The sequence below is a fragment of the Rhizobium terrae genome (assembly GCF_003425685.1).
Lineage (GTDB): Bacteria > Pseudomonadota > Alphaproteobacteria > Rhizobiales > Rhizobiaceae > Neorhizobium > Neorhizobium terrae.
Window position 1 is genome coordinate 100,784 of the sequence record NZ_QJKM01000004.1, and the last position, 21,700, is coordinate 122,483.

General features: G+C 61.7%; 15 protein-coding genes. 5 read left to right on the forward strand and 10 right to left on the reverse strand.

The window, feature by feature from the left end:
- Positions 1 to 19: 19 nt before the first annotated feature.
- From DMO26_RS08435 to DMO26_RS08455, 5 genes are all read right to left on the reverse strand, one after another.
- A complete protein-coding gene (locus DMO26_RS08435) occupies positions 20 to 625 on the reverse strand; it encodes a c-type cytochrome (RefSeq protein ID WP_117191598.1) in 606 nt (201 codons plus the stop codon).
- 23 nt (positions 626 to 648) lie between these two features.
- On the reverse strand, positions 649 to 3,051 hold the full coding sequence (locus DMO26_RS08440; protein WP_117191599.1) for an FdhF/YdeP family oxidoreductase: 2,403 nt from the start codon (positions 3,049 to 3,051) through the stop codon (positions 649 to 651).
- An 822-nt stretch (positions 3,052 to 3,873) separates the two neighbouring features.
- On the reverse strand, positions 3,874 to 4,977 hold the full coding sequence (locus tag DMO26_RS08445) for an amidohydrolase family protein (protein ID WP_117191600.1): 1,104 nt from the start codon (positions 4,975 to 4,977) through the stop codon (positions 3,874 to 3,876).
- Positions 4,978 to 4,979: 2 nt separating this feature from the next.
- Positions 4,980 to 6,032, reverse strand: coding sequence for an amidohydrolase family protein (locus DMO26_RS08450; protein ID WP_117191602.1), 1,053 nt, complete (start codon positions 6,030 to 6,032; stop codon positions 4,980 to 4,982).
- A gap of 53 nt (positions 6,033 to 6,085) precedes the next feature.
- On the reverse strand, positions 6,086 to 7,714 hold the full coding sequence (locus DMO26_RS08455; RefSeq protein WP_117191603.1) for a GMC family oxidoreductase: 1,629 nt from the start codon (positions 7,712 to 7,714) through the stop codon (positions 6,086 to 6,088).
- A gap of 317 nt (positions 7,715 to 8,031) precedes the next feature.
- Here DMO26_RS08455 and DMO26_RS08460 point away from each other — a divergent pair, with 317 nt between their 5' ends.
- Positions 8,032 to 9,618 (forward strand): ABC transporter substrate-binding protein, encoded by a 1,587-nt coding sequence (locus DMO26_RS08460; protein ID WP_117191604.1) that lies wholly within the window; start codon positions 8,032 to 8,034, stop codon positions 9,616 to 9,618.
- 73 nt (positions 9,619 to 9,691) lie between these two features.
- On the opposite strand, the gene DMO26_RS08465 is transcribed toward DMO26_RS08460, so the two are convergent.
- The 5 genes from DMO26_RS08465 to DMO26_RS08485 form a co-directional block, all read right to left on the reverse strand.
- Complete coding sequence (locus DMO26_RS08465) at positions 9,692 to 10,606, reverse strand: ABC transporter permease (protein WP_117191606.1); 915 nt, start codon at positions 10,604 to 10,606, stop codon at positions 9,692 to 9,694.
- Entirely contained in the window at positions 10,603 to 11,562 is a 960-nt protein-coding gene (locus DMO26_RS08470) for an ABC transporter permease (protein ID WP_117191607.1), read from the reverse strand. The genes DMO26_RS08465 and DMO26_RS08470 overlap by 4 nt, the downstream gene beginning before the upstream one ends.
- 118 nt (positions 11,563 to 11,680) lie before the next feature.
- Positions 11,681 to 13,246 (reverse strand): ABC transporter substrate-binding protein, encoded by a 1,566-nt coding sequence (locus DMO26_RS08475; protein ID WP_117191609.1) that lies wholly within the window; start codon positions 13,244 to 13,246, stop codon positions 11,681 to 11,683.
- A 115-nt stretch (positions 13,247 to 13,361) separates the two neighbouring features.
- A complete protein-coding gene (locus DMO26_RS08480) occupies positions 13,362 to 14,429 on the reverse strand; it encodes an ABC transporter ATP-binding protein (protein WP_117191610.1) in 1,068 nt (355 codons plus the stop codon).
- Positions 14,426 to 15,442: an ABC transporter ATP-binding protein gene (locus tag DMO26_RS08485; RefSeq protein WP_117191612.1), complete on the reverse strand. Its 1,017-nt coding sequence runs from the start codon at positions 15,440 to 15,442 to the stop codon at positions 14,426 to 14,428. The genes DMO26_RS08480 and DMO26_RS08485 overlap by 4 nt, the downstream gene beginning before the upstream one ends.
- A gap of 397 nt (positions 15,443 to 15,839) precedes the next feature.
- On the opposite strand from DMO26_RS08485, the gene DMO26_RS08490 reads away from it, so the two are divergent.
- From DMO26_RS08490 to DMO26_RS08510, 4 genes are all read left to right on the forward strand, one after another.
- Positions 15,840 to 16,667, forward strand: a complete 828-nt coding sequence (locus tag DMO26_RS08490; protein ID WP_117191613.1) for an IclR family transcriptional regulator — start codon at positions 15,840 to 15,842, stop codon at positions 16,665 to 16,667.
- A gap of 486 nt (positions 16,668 to 17,153) precedes the next feature.
- A complete protein-coding gene (locus DMO26_RS08500) occupies positions 17,154 to 18,986 on the forward strand; it encodes an ABC transporter ATP-binding protein (protein WP_117191615.1) in 1,833 nt (610 codons plus the stop codon).
- Positions 18,987 to 19,017: 31 nt separating this feature from the next.
- Complete coding sequence (locus tag DMO26_RS08505) at positions 19,018 to 20,553, forward strand: ABC transporter substrate-binding protein (protein WP_117191616.1); 1,536 nt, start codon at positions 19,018 to 19,020, stop codon at positions 20,551 to 20,553.
- A gap of 219 nt (positions 20,554 to 20,772) precedes the next feature.
- A complete protein-coding gene (locus DMO26_RS08510; protein ID WP_117191617.1) occupies positions 20,773 to 21,699 on the forward strand; it encodes an ABC transporter permease in 927 nt (308 codons plus the stop codon).
- Position 21,700 lies beyond the last annotated feature (1 nt).

Below are 21,700 nucleotides of genomic sequence, written 5' to 3' on the forward strand. Positions count from 1 at the left end.
AGGGCGGCCCGGGCGGCTTTCAAGGCGATGGCCCCTGGTCGGGGTGGACGGAGGCCGACCCCTCGTTGAAGAGGATCGCCGCCGGAGCACGATTTTCCGCCGGTCGGGTTTGCGGAGCGTCGTTGCGGCTGGGAGCAGTCAGCTTGGCAGAATAGGCACCTATGCTTTTGACGTATCCGGCGAGTTGCCAGATCTGATCGATCGTCATCTTGTCGCGAAATGCCGGCATGTCATGCGGACGGCCATCCCGGATGGAGGCGACGATCGAGACCATGGATGGTCCGTAGAGCCACCATCCATCGAGGAAGGCTGGTCCTGCCCCGCCCTCTCCTTCGCCGTGGCACGATGCGCAACCGAACCAGGAATAAAGGCGCTTGCCTTGGCTGAGGTCGTATGCCGTGCCCTCATAGGGTTTGCCGAGCGCGAAATAGACTTCGGGGGGAGCGCCGCCGATCGCGTTCGGCATCAACCGGAAGCCCTCGAGCGCGGCTGATATCGGAGGATCGGTCCGATATTGCCGCGGCTCCCGCAGCCAGCCCAGGCCGATCGCTCCCGTGAGCGCTGCCAACAAAAACCCGGCACTGAAAAACAAGCCAAAGCTCTTGTTTGAGACAGCCGGCAACATCCTCACCTCCCAGCTGACACTCCTCAAACGACATGCATTTGGTCCGACCGACGGATCCGCACGGGCAGAAGCTTGTAGGACGGCGTCTTCGATTGCCGGCTGTGATAGCTCAATGGGAACAATGGATTGGTTTCAGGATAATAGGCCCCGCAGCAACCCTTGGGGATATCGTAGGCAACGATCCTGAAACCGGAAACGGCTCGCCGCGTTTGCGGATCGATTGCGGTGACAAGATCCACCATCTCTCCGTCTTTGAAGCCGAACCGGGAGATGTCCTCGGTATTCATGAACAAGACCTGGCGGGTCCCGTTCACGCCGCGAAAGCGATCGCTATAGCCATAGATCGTCGTATTGAACTGGTCGTTTGAGCGCAGGGTGGCGAGATGGAGAACATCCTCGGCCATTGCTTCCGCCGGAAGTTCGGGGAAGAGCCGATCGGGCGTGATGAAATTCGCCTTGCCGTTTCTGGTGACCCATTTTCGCTCCCTCGCCGGCAGTGGGCGCGGAATGCCTCCGGGCTGGAAGAGGCGTTTGTTGAAGTCCTTGAACGTTTCCGGGTAGGTCCGTTCGATTGCGTCGCGGATTTCCGCATAATCGTCCACCCAGCGGTCCCAGGGCACGTCGCCCCTCGTCAGCGTTGCCTTGGCTATTCCGGCGATGATCGCCGGTTCGGAAAGAAGTTCCAAGCTTGCGGGTTTCGCCTTGCCACGGGAACCGTGGAAATGCGCCACGGAACTCTCCATCGAAACAGCCTGCGGACCACTTGCCTGCTCGTCGATTTCGATGCGTCCGAGACAGGGAAGCAGGTAGGCGATTTCTCCATGAATGACATGGCTTCGGTTGAGTTTGGTGGCGATCTGCACCGTCAGTCGCAGCTTGCGCCAGGCAGCCTCCATCGCGACGGTCTCCGGGGCCGCCCGCAGGAAATTGCCTCCGAGGCTGATGAAGGCCTGGGTTTCTCCATCAAGGATGGATCGACAGGACTCGACCGTCGTGTGCCCCTGCCAACGCGGAGGATCGAAGTGATAGAGTTCCGCGAGCTTGTCCAATGGTACCAGGCCGGGCTTTTCGGTGATACCGACGGTTCGCTGGCCCTGCACGTTCGAATGCCCCCTCACCGCACAGATATTGCCGCCGGGCTTGCCGATATTGCCGCGCAGGAGAGCGAGGTTGACCACCATCTGAACGTTCTGCACACCCATGATGTGCTGCGTCAGCCCCATGCCATATACCGTCAGCACGGCGTCGGAGGCTGCGTAGATACGGGCGGCCTCGACCATCTGCTGGCGGCTCAGGCCCGAGACACGCTCGATCTCTTCCCATTGGTAATTTCGGGCCGCCGCCGCGAATTCCTCGAAACCGGATGTGTGTGCGGCGATGAAATCGTGGTCGAGGATATGTTTCTTGTCCGCTGCGGCGACCGATGCCGCAAAGGCAACCGTTGCGGCGTCCGAGGGATCGGCAGGCTCTCCGTCCGAGCCTGAAACCTTGGTGACATGAGCGTCGTGAAGGGCATCGTCGGCTTGAATGAGCGCCTTGCAGATCCCGAACAAGGCGGCAATGTCTCCACCGTTCCTGACCTGATAATAATTCGAGGAGATCGGCGTTTCCTTACCTGTCAGCATCTGGCCGATGGCCTGGGGATTGACGAACCGCTCGAGCCCCGGCTCGCGAAGAAGGTTGAACGTCACGATCCTGACGCCGCGATCGACTGCATCCTGCAGATCGTGAAGCAGGCGCGGCGACGATGTCCCGACATTCTGGGCGATATAGAAGATGCAATCGCAGTTCTGGAAGTCGGAGAGGATCGCCGTGCCGACCGAGGCGCCTATGCTTTCCGGCAGAGCGACCGACGAACTCTCGTGGCACATGTTGGAGGAATCCGGCAGATTGTTGCTGCCGAAGATCCGCGCGAAAAGCTGGTACATGTAGGACGTTTCGAGCGAGGCGCGACCTGAGGTGTAGAACTCCACCTTCTCCGGCTGCGCGGAACGCAATTCGCGGCCGATTTCCTCGAACGCCGCCTCCCAGGCCACCGGCACGTATTTGTCTTCGACCGGATCCCAGCGCATGGGATGCGTCAGGCGCCCCTGTTCTTCGAGATCGTGATCAGGCCAGCTCTCAAGCTCTGTCAACGTATGGGCGTCGAAGAAAGATCTGTCGGCCCGGCGGCTGGTCGTCTCCCACGCCGTAGCCTTGGCACCGTTCTCACAAAACTCCAGAGGATGGGTCTTTGCGGGCTTCGCCCATGCGCAACTGACGCACATATAGCCTTCCGGCTTGTTCTGCTGCCTCAGGAGAGACGGGCCGGACAGGGGAACGTGTTCACGGACGAGAATCTCGCCGACGGATTTGGCCGATCCCCATCCCCCGGCGGGACCACTCTCGAAGCCGATATCCGGCGCTTTTTTTGGATTTCCGGTCATCGAAGTGCCTCGCTGTGAGTTTGGTCGCAGCTTAACGATTAAGGCAGCACCCGGGTTTCAGCGGCACGCGAACTTTTCGCTCTCCATTTGTGAGAGCAGCTAGGCCCTCCAGCCCGCTCCGCTCTCGACTATGCCGCATCAATCTTTTGCAGTCACTTCATGCAACCCGCCGACGCATTGTTCTGATTTGTCGAAGAATTGTCTTTGGCCGCCTGCGCGGGGTCGCATTTGTTCGGCGGCTGGCTTGTCTGTCCACTCGTGCTGCCTGTGGTATTCCGGTCGAGCCGGCCGCCGGTACCGGCGGTTGGGCCTCCAGCGCCGTCAACATTTCCCGGTCCTTCGCTTGCTCCCGTTGCGCCGCCGGCGGCGTTGCCGGGGCTCGGAACTGATTGAGCTGCCGCGCTGCTTACGGCGGCAAGAGTAACGATCAGGGTTGCGGCTACAAACTTAATCATCGTGGCTTTCTCATCAATTGGTGCTGACGAACCGAACCAGCCGATCCGCGTCCGGTTCCACCAGACAGATAAATCGATAACGGCGTCCGTCGGCAGCACATCTGATGTTGATCGGGAGGGCCACGAAATCTGGCTGACAAGACGAAAGACTGAGGGCTTCGTCGCTTGCCGCGGAGATCTCATAGATTGCGTATCACATGTTGCAGCCACGAATTTAGGTGAGATCTGTCAAATCATGCGGGCGCGGACAAAGCGCGTATAGGCGATGTCGCCTTAGGCATAGACGAGTTTGGATGCGTCAGAGCAATATTTTCAGCGCGCGCCGTATGGCGCACGTCGGTGCGTTGCCCATGCGTCAGTGTCCTGTTTATTTCAGGCCGAACAGCTGGACCGCATTGTCGCGGAAGATGGCGGATCGTTCTGCCGGGGTCAGCGGCACCTTGAACGCGTAACGCGGATCGTCGAAGTCCCAGTGCGGATAGTCGGTCGAGAACATCAGCCGGTCGACGCCGATCCACCGCAGGATATCGAGGAGATGCCGGTTGTTCTCCGGCTCCTCGATCGGCTGCGTCGTGTACCAGAAGTTCTCGCGCACGTATTCGGACGGCTTGCGCTTCACGTGCGGAACTTCGCTCTTCATGCGCCTCCATTCCCGGTCGAGACGCCAGACAAGCGACGGCAACCAGGAGAATCCGCCTTCGACGAGCACGATCTTCAGCTTCGGGAACTGCTCGAACACACCTTCCAGGATCATGCTGGTCAGCACTGTCTGAAGGCTGTTGGAGGCCGCATAATGCTCCTCCAGATAGAAGGATGTCCAGCCTGACGGGGTGTTGGGCCGGTAACCGAAGGCACTGGTATGTAGCCCGATCGGCAGGCCGTAATGTTCCGCCGCCTCATAGATCGGCCAGTAGCGGCGGCGGCCGCAGGGTTCCAATGTGCGCGGCGGCATGGCGACCTGCACGAAACGGCGGTCGGTGACGCGGCGGTCGATTTCGCCGACAGCTTCCTTCGCATCTTCCTGGGCGATGCAGATCGAGGCCTTGAGGCGCGGCTCGGGCCCTGCGAATTTGTCGATCTGCCAGTCGTTGAGGGCCGCGCAGAGTGCCGCGCCAAGCTCTTGGTTGAACGCCATGCTGCCGGCCGCGAGCGGCTGCAGGATGCCATAGTCGATATTGCATTCGTCGAGCAACTGCTTCTGCAGGAAGGCAAGATCGGATGCCGGCGGACCGCCGTTCGGCGGCCAGGAATCGCGCCGCATGCCGTTGCCCGGCGTCATGCGCGGGTAAGGCAGCGTGCCGAACAGCGGGTTCGCCGAACGGACGGCATAATCCCGCACATGGGCCTTCCAGCGTTCAGGCAGATAGTCGCTGAGTTGGTCCGGCTTCGAAAAAGCCGGATGTACGTCGCAATCCACGACGCCCTGCATCTGGGCCTTGTCTTCGGTGCGTTCGAGTACGGGAGTTTCCATAATCAGCCTCCAAGTCTCGGATATGTAGCAAGAACGTTGTCGCGAAGGATCTTGTTCAGCTTCGCCTCCGGCAGCCCTTCCGGCAGCACGTCCAGTCCCTCGAAATGCCAGTGCGGATAATCCGAGGAGAAGAGCAGCATATCATCGCTGAGCAGATGGTCGAGCGTCTTGGCGACATCCGCGATATCCTCCGGCCCATCGAACGGCTGGGAGGTCATGCGCACATGCCTGCGGATGATGTCGCCCGGCGCGTCCTTCACCCAAGGCACCTCGATGCGCGTGCCGCGCCAGTCCTTGCCCATCCGCCACATCAGGGCGGGCACCCAGGTGACTCCGGATTCGATCAGCACCACCTTGAGGTTCGGATATTTGACGAAAACGCCCTCGGCGATCATGCTCGCCACCTGGGTCGAAAAGCCCTGCGGCTGCACCACATGGTCCTCGATCAGGAACGAATGGAAGCCGCTATGGCTCGGCGCGTGGCGGAAGTTCGACCCCGCATGGATGCCGATCGGCAGGCCATGCTTTTCGGCCGCCTCGTAGATCGGCCAGTAGGTGCGCCGGCCGAGCGGCAGTTCGGTCATGGCGAGTGTCAGGATCTGCACGAAACGCTTGTCGTCGGCCCGGCGCTCGATCTCTTCCACCGCCGCGTCGACATTCTGGAACGGCACCAGCATGGACGCCCTGAGCCGGCTGTCGCGATCGAGCCACTTGTCGGCCAGCCAGTCATTGGTAGCGCGGCAAACGGCTGCCGCCAGATAGGGATCGAACAGCGCATGGACGCCCGAAACCACGTTGAGGATGGCGCATTCGAGGCTGAGCGGATCGAGCAGGTTCTTCTGCATCTGCTCCAGAGGATCGCCGCCCCATTCCCAGCCGGGCCGCATATAGGGGCGGCTCCGCTCCGGATACCCCATCAGTTCCAGCACGTCGATTTCGCGCGAGGTGACGATCTCCTGCCAGTAGTCGTCAAGATAAGGAAGCAGATCAGCCCGGCGAGGTGTCGGCGGGTGGACGTCGCAATCGATCGCTCCGGCGATTTCGTATCTAGGCATCTTCGTATGCGTCTCGCTCACTGTTGACATATGCTGCACTCGCGTGGCCGGCCTCACGCCGCCTGCGCCTCCGCTTTTTCTTCCCGAATGAAATCCGCTGCCTTTTCGGCGATCATCACCGTCGGGGCCTGGGTATTGCCGGAGGTGATGACCGGCATGATCGAGGCATCGACGACCCGCAGGCCGGAAAGGCCATGGACCTTCAGCCGGTCATCCACCACCGCCATATGGTCGCGGCCCATCTTGCAGGTACCGACCGGATGGAAGGTGGTATTCAATGTCTGGCGCGCATAATCGAGCATCTCGTCACGCGTCCGAACCGCCGAGGTCGGGGCGATCTCCTCCGGCTGGAAGCGGGCCATGGCGGAACTTGCCGCAATGCGCCTCACGGCCTCGATCGAGCCGATCAGGATTTCCCGATCCGCATCCTCCTTGAGGAAGTTATGGACGATGTGCGGCTGAACCGAAGGGTCCCTACCCGCCACATGGCAATAACCGCGGCTCTCCGGCCTCAGGATGCAGGCCGACGAGGTGATGCCCGGGAACGGATGCATCGCACCGCCGAAGCTCGGCGAGGTGGAGCCGGAGACATGGATCTGGATTTCCGGAGCCGGTGCATCCGGATTGGCCTTGAGGAAGGCGCCGAGCAGCGTCGGGGAGCCGCCGAGCGGCCCTTTCTTCGTCGCAAGGTACTGCGCGCCGAGCAGCATCCGACCGAGCCGCGTACCGCCGCGCGTATTCAGCGTATGGGTGTTGGAGAGACGATGCTGGACCCGGATATGCCAATGGTCGTGCAGGTTTTCGCCGACCCCCGGCAAGTCGTGCCGCACCTCGATCCCTGCCTTGGCAAGCACCTCGGGCGCGCCGATACCCGACCGTTCGAGGATGGCCGGTGAACTATATGCCCCCGCCGACAGGATGACCTCCCGCCCGGCCCTGGCCTCCTGGACCTGGCCATCCAGACTGAAGAGGACGCCACTCGCCCGCTTGCCATCGAAGGTGACCCGGTCGACCAGCGCGCCGGTGACGACGGTCAGGTTGCTGCGGTTGCGGACCGGTTCGAGAAACGCCTTGGCGGTGGAGTGCCGCACGCCGTTCTTGATGGTGGCGACGAAGAAGGCCACGCCTTCGTTGTCGCCCGAATTATAGTCTTCCGCGGCGGGAATTCCCTGCTCGATTGCCGCCTGCCGATAGGCGACCAGAGCCTCCCAGCGCACGTTGGGATCGCAAACCGCCCATTCGCCTTCCCTGCCATGCGCCTCAAGAGGCAAGCCCTGGAAAGCCTCCGAACGCTTGAAATAGGGTAGCACGCTTTCCCAGGACCAACCACGGTTCCCAAGCTGCGCCCAGTGGTCGTAGTCATAGGCATGGCCGCGCACGTAGATGAGCCCGTTGATCGCCGAACTGCCGCCGAGCATTTTTCCGCGCGGCAATGGCATCTGGCGGCCGTTGAGATAGGGTTCGGGATCGCTCTTGTAGAGCCAGTCATATTGCGGCCGGCCGATCAGGAAGGCGAGGCCGAGCGGCATGTCGACATAGAAGCCGCGGCCCTCCCCGCCGCCTTCGATCATCAGCACCTCGACCGCCGGATCGGTCGACAGCCGATTGGCGAGAACGCAACCTGCCGTGCCGCCGCCCACGATGATATAATCATAGGTCCGGGAACGCTCGAACGCACCCATGCTTCACTCCTCCACTTCCCGCAACCGGCACATGCGCATCTTGCGATTCCCGGGCCGTACCCAGCACGGAAAACCTGCAAGATGCGATGGTCATACGATCGCAGCCTCCCAGATGATCATGGCATAGGCGGTGCTTCGAAGAAAGGCTTTTTGAAGGTAAAAGTATACACGGCAACACTCCTGTTGTAGGTTTTGGTTCGGCGGGAGGCCTGCGGCTCGGGAGGAGGACCGGTGTTGCGGACACTCATGTATGCACTCCTGCCTGTCTGACATGAATTTGTTTCAGCAATCTGTTTCATCGGGGAGGAGCCCAGAGGATGAGCGAAAAGCAGAACGGCAAACTATCCATCATCAGCAGCAGGATCGACCGGAGGACGCTTCTCGCGTCCGCGGCAATGCTCGGCGGAACAATGCTGTTTCCCCGGCACGGTCTTACCCAGGCGACCAAACCCGTGCCGGGCGGCACACTGCGCATTGCCATGCCATTCAATCCGGCTGCACTCGACCCGATAACCGGGCGTAACGTGCCGGACTTCAATGCGCTTTATGCGCTGTTCGACGCATTGATCGCCTTCGACCCGGCAACGCTCGAACTGAAGCCGATGCTGGCCAAGGATTGGAACTACTCCGACCCCACGACACTGGTGCTGAACCTCGTCGGCGGCGTGAAATTCCATGACGGCACGCCGTTCAACGCCGAGGCCGTGAAGTTCAATTTCGACCGATCGATGAATGACCCGCGCTCCAACGTGAAGTCGGATCTGGTTTCGGTGGCATCCGTGGCGGTCACCGGCCCGAGCCAAGTGACGATCAAGTTGAAGCAGCCGAACTATTCGCTGCCGACCATCCTCACCGGCCGCGTCGGCTGCATCGTTTCGCCAGCCTCGATCAAGGCGGCTGCCGACGGCAATGTCGACCGCAAGCCGGTCGGTACCGGCCCCTTCAAATTCGTGGAATGGCAGGACAACGCGCTGATCAAGGTCGCCCGGAACCCGGACTACTGGCAGGCCGGCTTGCCCTATCTCGACGGCATCGATTTCCGGATCATCAACGAGCTGAACACCGCGGCCCGGACGGTAACCGCCGGCGAGACCGATCTCGCGCTCAACATGGCTGCGCAGCAGATCGCCACTGCGCGTCGCATGGCGGACCTGACAGCCGAGGCCAATCCCTCGATGATCTTCTTCACGCTGATGATGAATTTCGCCAAGCCGCCGCTGAACGACATCAGGGTCCGGCAGGCGATGAACTATGCCATCAACCGCGACGAACTGAACAAGATCATCATGCTGGGCCTCGGCGAGCCGACCTCGACCATGTTCCCGAAGGATTTCTGGGCGGTCGATGCCGGAACGGCGCAGTTCTACCAGCACAATCCGGATAAGGCGCGCGCGCTGCTGAAGGAGGCCGGATACGCGAATGGCCTTGAGGTCGAGACCTGGAGCTGGCCGGACCAGACCTCGATCCAGCGCCTCGAAGTGGTCGCCGACCAATTGTCGAAGGTCGGCATCAAATTGAAGGTCACGCCCTCCCCGCCGCAAACGGTCAACCAGTTCTTCTATATCGAAGGCAAGGGATCGATGATCCTCAACCCGCAGGGCGGCTGGCTGGATCCGAGCCAGACCTACGAGCGGCTGTTCGGCGCGACCGGCCAGTTTAATGCCGGCAAGGTGGAAGATCCGCAATTCCGAAAACTGCTCGACGCGACCGGCACCTCCGCCGACGCGGGAGAGCGCAAGAAGGCCTTCGCAGCCCTTCAGCGCTTCGTCGTGGAACAGGCGCTCCATCTGCCGCTGGTCACCTCCGCCGCCATGTCGATCCGCAACAAGAAGGTCAAGGACTGGCACTACGACCGCCTGCACTCGCCGCGTTTCCACCGCGTCTGGCTCGACCAGAAGGCTTGAGCAAGGCGGACAGACGATAGCGGAACAGCCCGGCCTTGGTCGGGCTGTTTTCTTCTGGATAGGGGAAGCCCTCTTACCCGCGCTTGATCGTCGGATCGAGGAGCACGCGGATCGATTCGCCCAATGTATTGAACGCGAGCGCCGTCAGCATGATGGCGAAGCCCGGCGCATACATTTGTTCCGGCGCCACCTCGACATAGTGGTAGGCGCGCGCCAGCATGCCGCCCCAGCTCGACTCGGGCGGCTGGACACCGAGCGACAGGAAGCTCAGCCCGGCTTCGGCGAGAAGTGCTACGGCCAGCATCAACGTCACTTCGACGATCACCGGCTGGATCGCATTCGGCAGGATATGGCGCAGGATCAGATGCAGGCGGGAGGCGCCGAAACCCGTCGCCGCCTCCACATAGAGCGCATTCTTTACCACCAGCGTCTGCGCCCGCATCGTTCGCGCGAGCACCGGCGCGAAAGCAAAACCGACGGCGATCATCGCATTGGTGAGACCGATGCCGAGCGCGCCCGTGACCGCAACGGCGAGCACGATCGGCGGAAAGGCCAGCACGCCGTCGATGATACGGCTGCCGACTTCATCGATCCAGCCCCCGACGAAACCGATGAACACGCCGAGCGGCACGCCGATCACGATGCCGATGCCCACGGCCAGGCTTGCTGCGTAAAGCGCGTTGTAGGAACCGTACATCAGCCGGCTCAGCGTGTCGCGGCCGAGATCGTCCGTCCCGAGCCAGTGCTGCGCGCTCGGCGGCATCAGCAGATCCATCAGATTCTGCTGGTTCGGCGGATAGGGCGCCAATACCGGTGCGAAAACCGCCGCCAGAACCAGGATGGCAAGATAGGCGAGGCTGATCAGCGCCCGCTTGTCGGACCAGAGCCATGCCCAGAAACGGAAGCGCGCCGGCGCCGGCAGAGCCGGCCGCTGAGCTGGCTTGACAGGGCTTTCGGTCACGGAGGTCATGTTCGTCGTATCGGTCATGTCGAAGCTGCCACTCTGGGATCGAAGGTCGCGTTGAGCACGTCGACCAGGAGGTTGGTGAAGATCACCACCAGCACGAGGACGAGCGCTACGCCCTGCACCACCGGGAAATCCTTGTTGAGCGCCGAATAGCTGATGAGGTTGCCGACGCCCGGCACGGCGAAGACCGCCTCGATGATGACGGCGCTGGAGAACAGACGGTTGATCTGCAGGCCGGCAATGGTCAGCATCGTCGCCGAGACGTTGCGGAGCCCGTGCTTCCAGAGGATGGCGCGGGAGCTCAGTCCCTTTGCGCGCAGCGTGCGGATATATTGCGAGCCGAGCACTTCGAGCAGTGCGCTGCGCACCTGTCTTGCCAGCACCGCAACGACGCTGGTGGCGAGTGCGACTGCCGGAAGCGTGGCGTAATAGACCGCCTCGAAGGGATTTTCGAACATGGATACCGCGCCGGTGGCCGGGAACCAGCGATAACCGAGCGAGAACAGCGTCACGAGGATGATGCCGAGCCAGAAACTCGGAATGGCGACGCCGAGCGAGGCGACGCTGGTGATGAACTTGTCGAGCCGGGTGCCCTGGCGGGTCGCGGCAAGAATGCCGAGCGGCACGCCGATCATCGCGCCGAGCAACAGCGAATAGAGCACCAACAAGATCGTATGCGGCAAACGCGCCAGGATCAGCGTGAGAACCGCCTCGTTGGAAAACAGCGAACGGCCGAGATCGCCCCGCAGCACATTGGCGAGCCAAGCGAAATACTGCACCAGCATCGGCCGGTCGAAACCATAGATCTGACGGATTTCCGCAATGCGTTCCGGCGTCGCATAGTCACCCGCGATCATCAGCGCCGGGTCGCCCGGCATCAGATAGACAAGGGAAAACACTACGAACGTGGCCACGATCATCACGGGCAAAAGTTGCATGAGCCTTCGCGCAACCATCCCGGGGACGCCGTACATCATCAATACTCCGTCGATCCACAATTGATGCCAGTGGATGCAGGGCAGACGAGCCCGCCCCGCATCAATTCCGGGCGCGCCCGGAGCGATCATCGCCCCGCGGCACCGCATCGTCTTGGCTTTAAGCCTGCATCCACACCTTGTGGAAACGCGGGCGCTGCAGCAGGCCGAAGGCGAAGCTCTGCACCTTCGGCGAGCGTACGATGATGCCGGCGGATGTGAACTGCGGCAGGTGCAGCGCGTTTTCGAGCACGAAACGCTGCATCTTGTAGAGCACCGCCTTACGTTTGGCGTTGTCGAACTCGTTCATGGATGCGTCCATCAACTCGCGATAACCCGGCAGCTCGATCTTGGCGGCGTTGCGATAGGCCGTCGCGGAGAACTGCCGGTCATAGGTTGTTGCCGGATCAGGCAGACCGCCCGTCGGCGTCAGCAGCATATGGCCCTTCTTTTCGGTCAGGAAGTATTGCATCGTCTGTGCCGGCTGGGCCGGGGTTACCTTCAGCCGGATGCCGGCCTCGGCGAGCTGGGCGCTCACCACCTCCTGGCGCTGCACCGCTGCCTGGTCCGCCCAGGTGAATGTCTGGATTTCGACACCATTCGCCAGGCCGGCCTCCTTGAGCAGCGCCTTCGCCTTGTCGAGATCTTTCGTGTAGAAATTTTCGGTCGTCGGATCGTTGGCCCAGAAGCCGGTGGGGAACATGCTGCAATGCCCCCCGCCGAGACCACCCCAGAGAACCTGGTTGAGCACCGGCCGGTCGAGCGCCCAGTTCATCGCCTGACGAACACGAACATCCTTCAGCGGACCGTCGCCGTAGTTCAGGAACGAGGTATAGTAGATCATCGACGGTGAAGCTTCCGCCGCCACCTTCGGATCGCGCCTGGCGACCGCCATCTGCTGGGCGCTCATGTTGAGGACGATATCGGCTTCGCCGGCGGTCACCGTGCGGACGGCCGTGTTGAACTCGTTGACGATGCGCATTTCGATGCCGTCGAGATAAGGCTTGTCGCCCCAGTAGTTGGCGTTCTTCACCAGCTTGATGACGGTATTGTCCTGCCATTCGACGAATTTGAATGGGCCGGTCCCGACCGGTGCGCGATCGACATTGCCGCCTGCGGCCGCCTTGACCGAGGCGGGCGATACGATGCAGCCGGCACGGTCGCTGAGGACCGCCGGCAGTGTCGCGTCCGGATATTTCAGCTTGATCGAGACCTGGTACGGGCCGGTCGCCTCGGTCTTGTCGATGACTGCGAGGTCCGACTTGATGTTCGAACGCTCGTAGGTCATGGAGCGCTGCAGATGGAAGACCACCGCTTCGGCATTGAACGGCGTACCGTCGTGGAACTCGACCCCCTGGCGCAGTTCGAGAACCAGCGTCTTCGGATCGGTGAATTTCCAGGAGGTCGCCAGCATCGGCTGGAGTTCGAGCGTTGCCGGATCAAAGCCGATCAGCGCATCGAACAGCATGAAAAGCACGTTGAAATCGGGATTGTTGCGACCCGTCAGAGGGTCGAGCGCAGCCGGATTGAAGGGCATCACGGCCCTCAGCGTGCCGCCCGATCTCGGCTGCGGGGCCTGAGCGCGCGCCTTCGCCGGTAAAAGCGCCATGCCGCCTGCAGCGACCGTGCCGGCCAGCAGCGAACGACGGGTGATGTCCGGCGTATTTCCAAATAGATTTCGGGCCATGTCTTCTCCTCCATGATCATGACCGGCCGTGCCCGGCCGCTACAAACTCTGCTTTTCCCGTCTTGCCGAACCGCCCTATTCCCTTCCCCAAGTTGAAGCTCCGGCAAGAACTGCTTTACGTCAGCGCCTCCGTGCCGGATGCGCCCCGATCGGCGGTGCCGCGCCCTGCATGGCCGGCGCCCCTGCCTTCGCTCTGCGCGAGCATCTCTTCGGCGAAATGGCATGCGACATGCCGCCCGGGCAGCAGTTCGCGCTGTTTCGGCTCTTCCGTGCGGCACATATCCCGCACCCGCGGACAGCGGGTATGGAAACGGCAGCCGCTCGGCGGCGAAAGCGCACTGGGTATCTCACCCTGCAGGATAATCCTCTGCTTGGCATCGTTCGCCGCCGGGGTGATTTCCGGTTCCGCGGACCGCAGCGCCTCCGTATAGGGATGCAGCGGCGTTTCCATGACGGCATGGGCCGGGCCGACCTCAACGATCTTGCCGAAATACATCACCGCCACCCGGTCGCTGATATGGCTGACCACCCTCAGGTCGTGGCTGATGAAGACGTAGGTCAGGCCGAGCTGTTCCTGCAGCCGCGAAAACAGGTTGAGCATATCCGCCTGGATCGAGACGTCGAGCGCCGCGACCACCTCGTCGCAGACGATCACGGTCGGATCGAGCATCAGCGCGCGGGCGATGTTGGCGCGCTGTTTCTGGCCACCGGAAATCTCGTGCGGATAGCGGTTGGCCATTTCCGGCGAAAGCGACACCCGGTCGAGCATCGCGAAAGCCTTTTCGCGCCGCTCCGCCCGCGTCCCCTCGCCCGCGATGTTGAGCGGTTCGCAGACGCTCTGAAGAATGGTCATGCGCGGATCGAAGGCCGCATTCGGATCCTGCGAGACGATCTGGTACTTGCGCCGATGGCGGTTCATTTCACGGCGGGAAAACTTGAACGGGTCGATGTCACCGTGCAGCACGCCGCCGTCGCTGGGGCTCAGCAGTCCGACGAGACAGCGTCCGAGCGTCGACTTGCCTGAGCCGGACTCCCCGATCACGCCGAAAATCTCGCCTTTGCGCACGCTGAAACTGACGCCGTCGACGGCACGGATCAGCGAGCCGCGTCGCGCATTGCCGAAACTGACATGCAGGTTGTCGACCTTGAGTGCCGCCTGTCCGGAAGAAATGCCTCCAATCATGCTCCGACACTCCCGAGTTCGAGTTGTCCCCAGCGATTGCAGCGCACTTCCCTGGCGCCGGCATTTTCGATGCTCTGGGGTAATTCGCAGGGTTTGGCCGAATGACTGCAGCGCGGCCCGAAGCGACAGCCCGCCGGCATATGGCGCAGCGAGGGAACGCGACCTGCGATCGAGGGCAGCGTTCCGCGCGCCCGGTTGCTGTCCGGTATCGAGTGGAGGAGCCCGGCCGTATAAGGATGGTTTGGACCTGAGATCACGTCCCTCACCGGACCGCTTTCGACGACCTGTCCTGCATACATCGTGACCATCCGATGACAGCTCTGCGCCACCAGGCCGAGATTGTGGGTGATGAACATGATCGCCGTTCCGGTACGGTCGGCCAATCCCAGGAGGAGATCCATGATCTGCGCCTGGATCGTCACGTCGAGGGCGGTGGTCGGTTCGTCTGCGATCAGGAGGCGCGGCTCGCAGACCAGAGCCATGGCGATCATCACGCGTTGGCGCATGCCGCCCGAAAGGTTCATCGGATAGAGTTGCGCGACGCGCGCCGGCGATGCGATGCCGACCGAATCGAGCGCTGCGACGGCACGCTCCGCAGCCTCCTTGCGGCCGAGCTTGAAATGCCGTTTGAGCGTCTCCTCGATCTGGTAGCCGACGGTGAAGACAGGGTCGAGAGCACTCATAGGCTCTTGAAAAATCATGCTGATGTGCCGGCCGCGAATGCGGTTCATCTGCGATTCCGAGCAGGTCGCAAGGTTTTCGCCGCCGAACATGATCCGACCGCCGATGCGGGAATCCCGCAGCGGCAGAAGCCGCAAAATCGACAACGCGGTCATGGACTTGCCGCAGCCGCTCTCGCCGACGACGCCGAGGATCTCTTTCGACTTCACCGAAAACGAAACATTGTTGAGGACCTCGACCCAGCCCAGTTCGTCGCGCAACGACAATGTCAGGTTCTGGATGTCCAGAAGCGTGTCCTGGTCGGCCGCTGTGGCCCCGGCAAGCTGCTGCATACGGCCTCATTCCTCCCTAATCGGCCAGCTACCCGCATATCACGATGTAAAATACAGGCGACTGCTAGCTTTTCCTCGCCATGCCTCAGGACTCATCAGGGTTCCTGACACACAGCACCGGCTCCTCCAAAGCCTCGCCATGTATACAATACACTTGCCTATGGCGAAAGCCCCGGAACGACCGGAATGAAAATTGTCCGATGGGCGAGAATTGGCAATGCGGGATCCCGGCATCTCACCGCCAGTTGATCGGCCAGCTCAGCGGAAGCGGGCCGGAACATACCGTCGAAGGACGCAAACGGTATTTCCGCTCGCGGTATGCACGACTCGCGGAATCTTTCCAGCTCCGGAAACCGCATGCTATACGCTGCCACAATCGAGCCTCGATGGAGCAGGAATGGAAACTGATACCCCGGAACCGGATGAAACGGGCCAGCAGAAAAACCGGCTCTCGTCCGTTTCCATGGCGATCCGGATATTGAAGGCCTTTTCGGGCGACGAAGCCGAGATCGGCATCAGCGAGCTTGCCAAAAGGCTCGACCTCGCCAAGAGCACAGTCCACCGTCTCGTCGCGACCTTGGCCGCCGAAGACCTTCTCGACAAGAATCCCGAAACCGGCCGTTATCGGTTGGGGCTCGGCCTCTTCGGCCTCGGATCGCTCGTCCGCCATCGCATGGACTTGTCGACCGAAGCCCGCACCTTCATGATCGACCTGCGCCGGGATACCGACGAGACCGTGCTGCTCGCAGTCCCCGCCGGGCCGGAGATCATGTATATCCGCACCCAGCATTCCCGTCAGACGGTACGGATGGGCGCCGAGATCGGCATGCGCGTTCCTTATTATTGCACCGCCGCCGGTCGGGCCATCCTTGCCTTCCAGCCGGAAAGCCGGATTGCCGCGATCACGGCCGCTCCTATGCTGCCGCGTACGCCCAAAACGGTCACCGATCCGGAAAAGCTCTGCAGGCTGCTCGCCAATGTCCGCCGGCTGGGCTACGCGCTGGAGGACGAGGAAAGCGAACTCGGCATCCGCGCTGTCGGCGCGCCGATCCATGATGCGCGATCGGATGTGGTCGGCGCGATCGCCATCGCCGGCCCCGTGCAGCGCCTCTCGCTCAAGAATCTCAACGCGCTGGTCGAGCCGCTGCAGCACGCGGCTCGGCAGATTTCCCTGCGCCTCGGGTATCGCGATCGATCCGGATATCCAATCGACGAGGTGGACTGAGGCATCGGTCGTATCGGCGGGCATCAAACGGAACTCGGCGCCGCCTTTTGTAGGGAGCCCATATCGCTTCCACCGTCGGAGACTGCCGCAATCGGCCGGAATGCGCGCTGCCGCATCTCCGTCATCACACTCTCCTGACCTCTCCAATAGCCTGACGTGACGCGGAAGTAGGAAGCCACACATATGGCATTTCCTACCGTTGACATTTTGTCGACAAAGTGATGACATATTCTTGTTAAGATGGGGATCAGAGAGTGACGGAAGAACCGAAAGGAATTCGGATCCGCCATGAACGGAAGAATATGCAGGTGCCGAAAGGCATGCCTGCGAGCCGTCATTTCTTTCCTTCTTCGTTTGGTTGGGAAGTCGTTCCGCGCGCTTCGTCGGCGTCCGGAGATCGCAGCAACCCTGTTCTCGTCCTCCATTTCTTGTCTGGTGTCTTCCACCGGGCGGCCGATGCCGCTATGAACGCGTAGGAGCTGCCGCATGATGCAAACTGCTTCCAAACCTCTTCTCAAAGTCGAGGGCCTCTCGGTCGAATTCGGCGCTTCGCGCGTCATCGACGACCTGAGCTTCTCCGTTTCCTCTGGCCAGACGGTTGCGATCGTCGGCGAATCCGGCTCCGGCAAATCGGTCACATCGCTGTCGGTCATGCGCCTTGCCGACATGCTCGGCGCCAATTTCCCGGCAGGCCGCATCCTGTTCGGTACGTCGAAGGGCGAGGCTGATCTTCTTCGCCTCGACCAGAAAACCATGCGCGGCATCCGCGGCAAGGAGATCTCGATGATCTTCCAGGAGCCCATGACCTCGCTCAATCCGGTTTTCACGATCGGCGATCAGGTCGCTGAAATCCTGAAACTGCACGAAGGCAAGTCGAATACGGCTGCACTCGCCGAGGCCAAACGCCTGCTCGACATGGTGCGCCTGCCCGATGCAGCAGAGCTTCTGACCCGTTATCCGCACCAGCTTTCCGGCGGCATGCGCCAGCGCGTGATGATCGCCATGGCGCTCGCCTGCAAGCCGAAGCTCTTGATCGCCGATGAGCCGACCACGGCCCTCGACGTCACCATCCAGGCGCAGATCCTCAACATCCTTCGCGACCTGCAGAAGGACCTCGGCACCGCCATCATCTTCATCACCCACGACATGGGCGTCGTGGCCGAAATGGCCGACGATGTCGTCGTCATGTGGAAAGGCAAGGCGGTCGAGAAAGGCGCAGCACTCGACATTTTCGACAAGCCCGCGCACCCTTATACCCGCACGCTGCTTTCCGCCGTGCCGAAGCTCGGCAGCATGACCGGCCAGGATTTTCCGAAGCGCCTGCCGCTGATGGTGCTGGAAGACGGCGAACCGAGGCTCGCGGGTGTCGAACGGGTGCAGGATACCGCCCGCTACAGCGCCGATCCGCTGCTCTCGGTGCGCGATCTCGTGGTACGCTTCGACATCAAGAAAAGCTTCCTCGGCAAGGTCACGCACCGCGTCCATGCCGTGGAAAAGGTCAGCTTCGATATCCATCCGGGCGAAACGCTCGCGCTGGTCGGCGAATCGGGCTCCGGCAAGTCCACCATCGGTCGCACGATCCAGCAGCTGCAGAAGGCTACCGCCGGCAATGTCTCCTTTGCCGGAAAGTCGCTGTCGGACATGACATCGGCCGAACGGCACAGGCTGCGGCAGGACGTGCAATATATCTTCCAAGACCCGTTCGCCTCGCTCGATCCACGCAAGACCGTCGGATTTTCGATCGCCGAGCCGATCCGCACTCACGGCCTTATCCACAGCGACAAGGAGATCGCTACGACGGTCGATGCGCTGCTGGAACGCGTCGGCCTCACCTCTGCCCATGCCCGCCGCTACCCGCACGAATTTTCCGGCGGCCAGCGCCAGCGCATCTGCATCGCCCGTGCGCTCGCCTCCAATCCGAAGCTGATCATCGCCGACGAGGCGCTGTCGGCGCTCGACGTGTCAATCCAGGCGCAGATCATCAACCTTTTCATGGACCTGCAGCAGGAACGCGGCCTTGCATATCTGTTCATCAGCCATGACATGGCGGTGGTGGAGAAGATGAGCCATCGGGTCGCGGTGCTCTATCTCGGCCAGATAATGGAATTTGGTTATCGCCGCCAGGTCTTCGAGACGCCATCGCATGACTATACGCGCCGCCTGCTCTCCGCCGTGCCGATCGCCGATCCGCGCCAGAGAAAACAGCTCGCGGCCATCGAAGGAGACATTCCGAGCCCAGTCCGGGCCGTCGGCAATGAACCGGTGCGTTATGCCCGGGAGGAGATCGCACCCGGTCATTTCGTCGCACGAAGTGCATGAACATTTCGAGTTTTTAAACAGGAGCAAGACAATGACAAGAATCAAGAGGGGTCTGCGGACGGCTTTTGCCGCCGTCGCGCTCGCAAGCGCTGCGTTCATGCCGGTCTCGGCCATGGCCGCCGGCAAGCTGACGGTATCCTCGCCTCAGGATCCCGGCAGCTGGGACCCGATCGACACCTTCCTGGTGAATTGGGCCTCGGTCGCCACCAACATCTTCGACGGCCTGACCTATCGCGGTCCGGACCTGAAGCTGGTTCCGGGCCTCGCCACGTCGTGGGACGTGCTCGACAATGGCATGCGCCTCCGCTTCAAGCTGCGCGACGGCGTAAAATTCCACAATGGCGAGCCCTTCAACGCCGAAGCGGTAAAATTCACCTTCGACCGCCTGCTCGGTGCGGAAGGCGCCAAGGGCCCGCAGCAGTCCAACTACAATTCGATCGGCAGCGTCGAGATCATTGACGCCAACACTGTCGAATTCAAAATGAAAGTCGCAGACCCGGTCATCCTCACCAAGCTTGCCGGCTACGGCGCCATGATCGTTCCGCCGAAATACATCCAGGAAAAGGGCGACGCCTTCTTCAACGCCAATCCGGTCGGCACCGGCGCCTTCAAGTTCGTCTCCTATGAGCCGAAGGTGAACATCGTTCTCGCTGCGAATCCGGATTATTTCGGCGGCGCGCCGAAGATTTCGGATCTCGAATACAAGTTCATCGCCGAACCGGCGACCGCCGTTGCAGAACTGCAGGCCGGCCGCGTCGATCTCGTCATCCCGCCGACCATTCCGATCGGCATGATCCCGACGATCCAGGGCAATTCCAAGCTCGCCATCGTCACCTCGCCCGGCCCCACGGTCTATGCGCTCCGCTTCAACACCCGCGACGGCATCACCAAGGACGTCAAGGTCCGCCAGGCGCTGATCATGGGCGTCGATCGCGACGCGATCATCAAGACCATCCTCGGCGGCCAGGCTCAGCCGATCGCGAGCTTCCAGGGACCGCTGTCCTTCGGTTTCGACAAGGCCATGAAGCCGCTTCCCTATGATCCGGCCAAGGCTCAGGCTCTCTTGAAGGAAGCCGGCGTCGCTCCGGGCGCATCCGTGCAGATCGACCTTCGCGGCAACGACGCGACCTTCATCGAAGTCGCCCAGGCAATCTCCGCCTATCTGCAGACGATTGGCATCACCGCGACGATCAAGCCGTATGAAACCAACGTCCTGCTGAACGACATCATCCCGAATGGCAGGACGGGCGCGATGTTCCAGCAGTCCTGGGGCGGCTGGACGCTCGACTACGACAACACCGCTGTCTCCATGTACAAGACCAAGGAAAAGTGGAACCCCTACGACAGCGACCCGAAGATGGATGAGATGCTCGCCAAGCAGCGCACCGTCACGGATGTCGCCCAGCGCGAAAAGCTGCTGCAGGAAATCGCCCATTACGCCGCCGACCGGGCGCTCGAAATGCCGCTCTACAACTTGAACGCCATCTTCGGTATCAACAAGCGCGTGAAGAATTTTACGCCGGTGCCGGACAGCCGTTTGAAGCTCACCGAAGTCACGGTGGACTAAGGACAAGGGCTCTCGCTTGAGGGCAACGACCGCCGCACGTGGCGATTTGCCCCTCATCCGCCTGCCGGCACCTTCTCCCCGCAAAAACGGGGAGAAGGACGAAAACTGCAGCCTCCCAGTCCCCTCTCTCCGCCTGCGGGGAGAGGGTTAGGGTGAGAGCTGTCATGTGATCACGTCGCAGTAAAGCGGCTATTCACATAAAACAAAGGAACGAGAGACTTGGCCGCATTCCTGATAAAACGCCTAGCTCAGGCGATATTCGTCGTAATCGCCGTGACGCTGACGGTCGCTTTCGCGATCCGCCTCACCGGCGACCCGGCGCTGATGCTGACGCAAGGCGCCGGCAGCGTCACCGAGGCAGATCTCGTCAAGATCCGCGAAGGGCTTGGCCTCAACGAGCCGTTCTTCGTCCAATACATGAACTTCCTCAAAGGCATCGTAACCCTTGATTTCGGCCGGAGTTTTCTCGGTGGCACGCCCGTTTCGCTGCTGATCGGCAAGGCGCTGCCGGCGACTCTGGCGCTCGCCTTCACCTCGCTTTTCGTCTCGATCGTCATCTCCATTCCGCTCGGCATCAAGGCCGCCACCGCGCGCGGCAAGTGGGCCGATCAGATGATCCGCATCCTGTCGCTCGTCGGCCTCTCCTTCCCGAATTTCTGGCTGGCCACCATGCTGGTCCTGCTCTTTGCGATCGCGCTGCCGCTCCTGCCGCCGAGCGGCATGGATGGGTTCGCGAGCTTCATCATGCCGGCCGTCACCATGGGCGTCATCCTGACCGCGACCAATGTCCGCCTCGTGCGCACCACCATGCTGGAAACGCTGCGCTCGCAATACATCATGGTCGCCCGCGCCAAGGGCTTGAGCGAAAACGTCGTGCTCTACAAGCATGCGCTTCGAAACTGCGCGATCCCGCTCATCACCTATTTCGGCCTGCAATTCGGCGGCCTTCTGGGCGGTATCGTGGTGGTCGAGCGCGTCTTCAACTGGCCGGGAATGGGAACGCTTGCCTTCGACGCGGTCGGCGCGCGCGATTACCCCGTGCTGCAGGCCGTCATCACCGTTCTGTCGCTGATGATCATCGGCATCAACCTTCTCGTCGATATCGCCTATGGCCTCGTCGATCCCCGCATCCGGACGGAGGGATAAC

Coding starts and splice junctions, on each gene's coding strand:
- DMO26_RS08485 (WP_117191612.1), bottom strand. CDS start 15,442: ATGCAGCAGCTTGCCGGGGCCACAGCGGCCGACCAGGACACGCTTCTG.
- DMO26_RS08500 (WP_117191615.1), top strand. CDS start 17,154: ATGATGCAAACTGCTTCCAAACCTCTTCTCAAAGTCGAGGGCCTCTCG.
- DMO26_RS08460 (WP_117191604.1), top strand. CDS start 8,032: ATGAGCGAAAAGCAGAACGGCAAACTATCCATCATCAGCAGCAGGATC.
- DMO26_RS08455 (WP_117191603.1), bottom strand. CDS start 7,714: ATGGGTGCGTTCGAGCGTTCCCGGACCTATGATTATATCATCGTGGGC.
- DMO26_RS08435 (WP_117191598.1), bottom strand. CDS start 625: ATGTTGCCGGCTGTCTCAAACAAGAGCTTTGGCTTGTTTTTCAGTGCC.
- DMO26_RS08465 (WP_117191606.1), bottom strand. CDS start 10,606: ATGACCGATACGACGAACATGACCTCCGTGACCGAAAGCCCTGTCAAG.
- DMO26_RS08445 (WP_117191600.1), bottom strand. CDS start 4,977: ATGGAAACTCCCGTACTCGAACGCACCGAAGACAAGGCCCAGATGCAG.
- DMO26_RS08475 (WP_117191609.1), bottom strand. CDS start 13,246: ATGGCCCGAAATCTATTTGGAAATACGCCGGACATCACCCGTCGTTCG.
- DMO26_RS08480 (WP_117191610.1), bottom strand. CDS start 14,429: ATGATTGGAGGCATTTCTTCCGGACAGGCGGCACTCAAGGTCGACAAC.
- DMO26_RS08470 (WP_117191607.1), bottom strand. CDS start 11,562: ATGATGTACGGCGTCCCCGGGATGGTTGCGCGAAGGCTCATGCAACTT.
- DMO26_RS08505 (WP_117191616.1), top strand. CDS start 19,018: ATGACAAGAATCAAGAGGGGTCTGCGGACGGCTTTTGCCGCCGTCGCG.
- DMO26_RS08450 (WP_117191602.1), bottom strand. CDS start 6,032: ATGCCTAGATACGAAATCGCCGGAGCGATCGATTGCGACGTCCACCCG.
- DMO26_RS08490 (WP_117191613.1), top strand. CDS start 15,840: ATGGAAACTGATACCCCGGAACCGGATGAAACGGGCCAGCAGAAAAAC.
- DMO26_RS08440 (WP_117191599.1), bottom strand. CDS start 3,051: ATGACCGGAAATCCAAAAAAAGCGCCGGATATCGGCTTCGAGAGTGGT.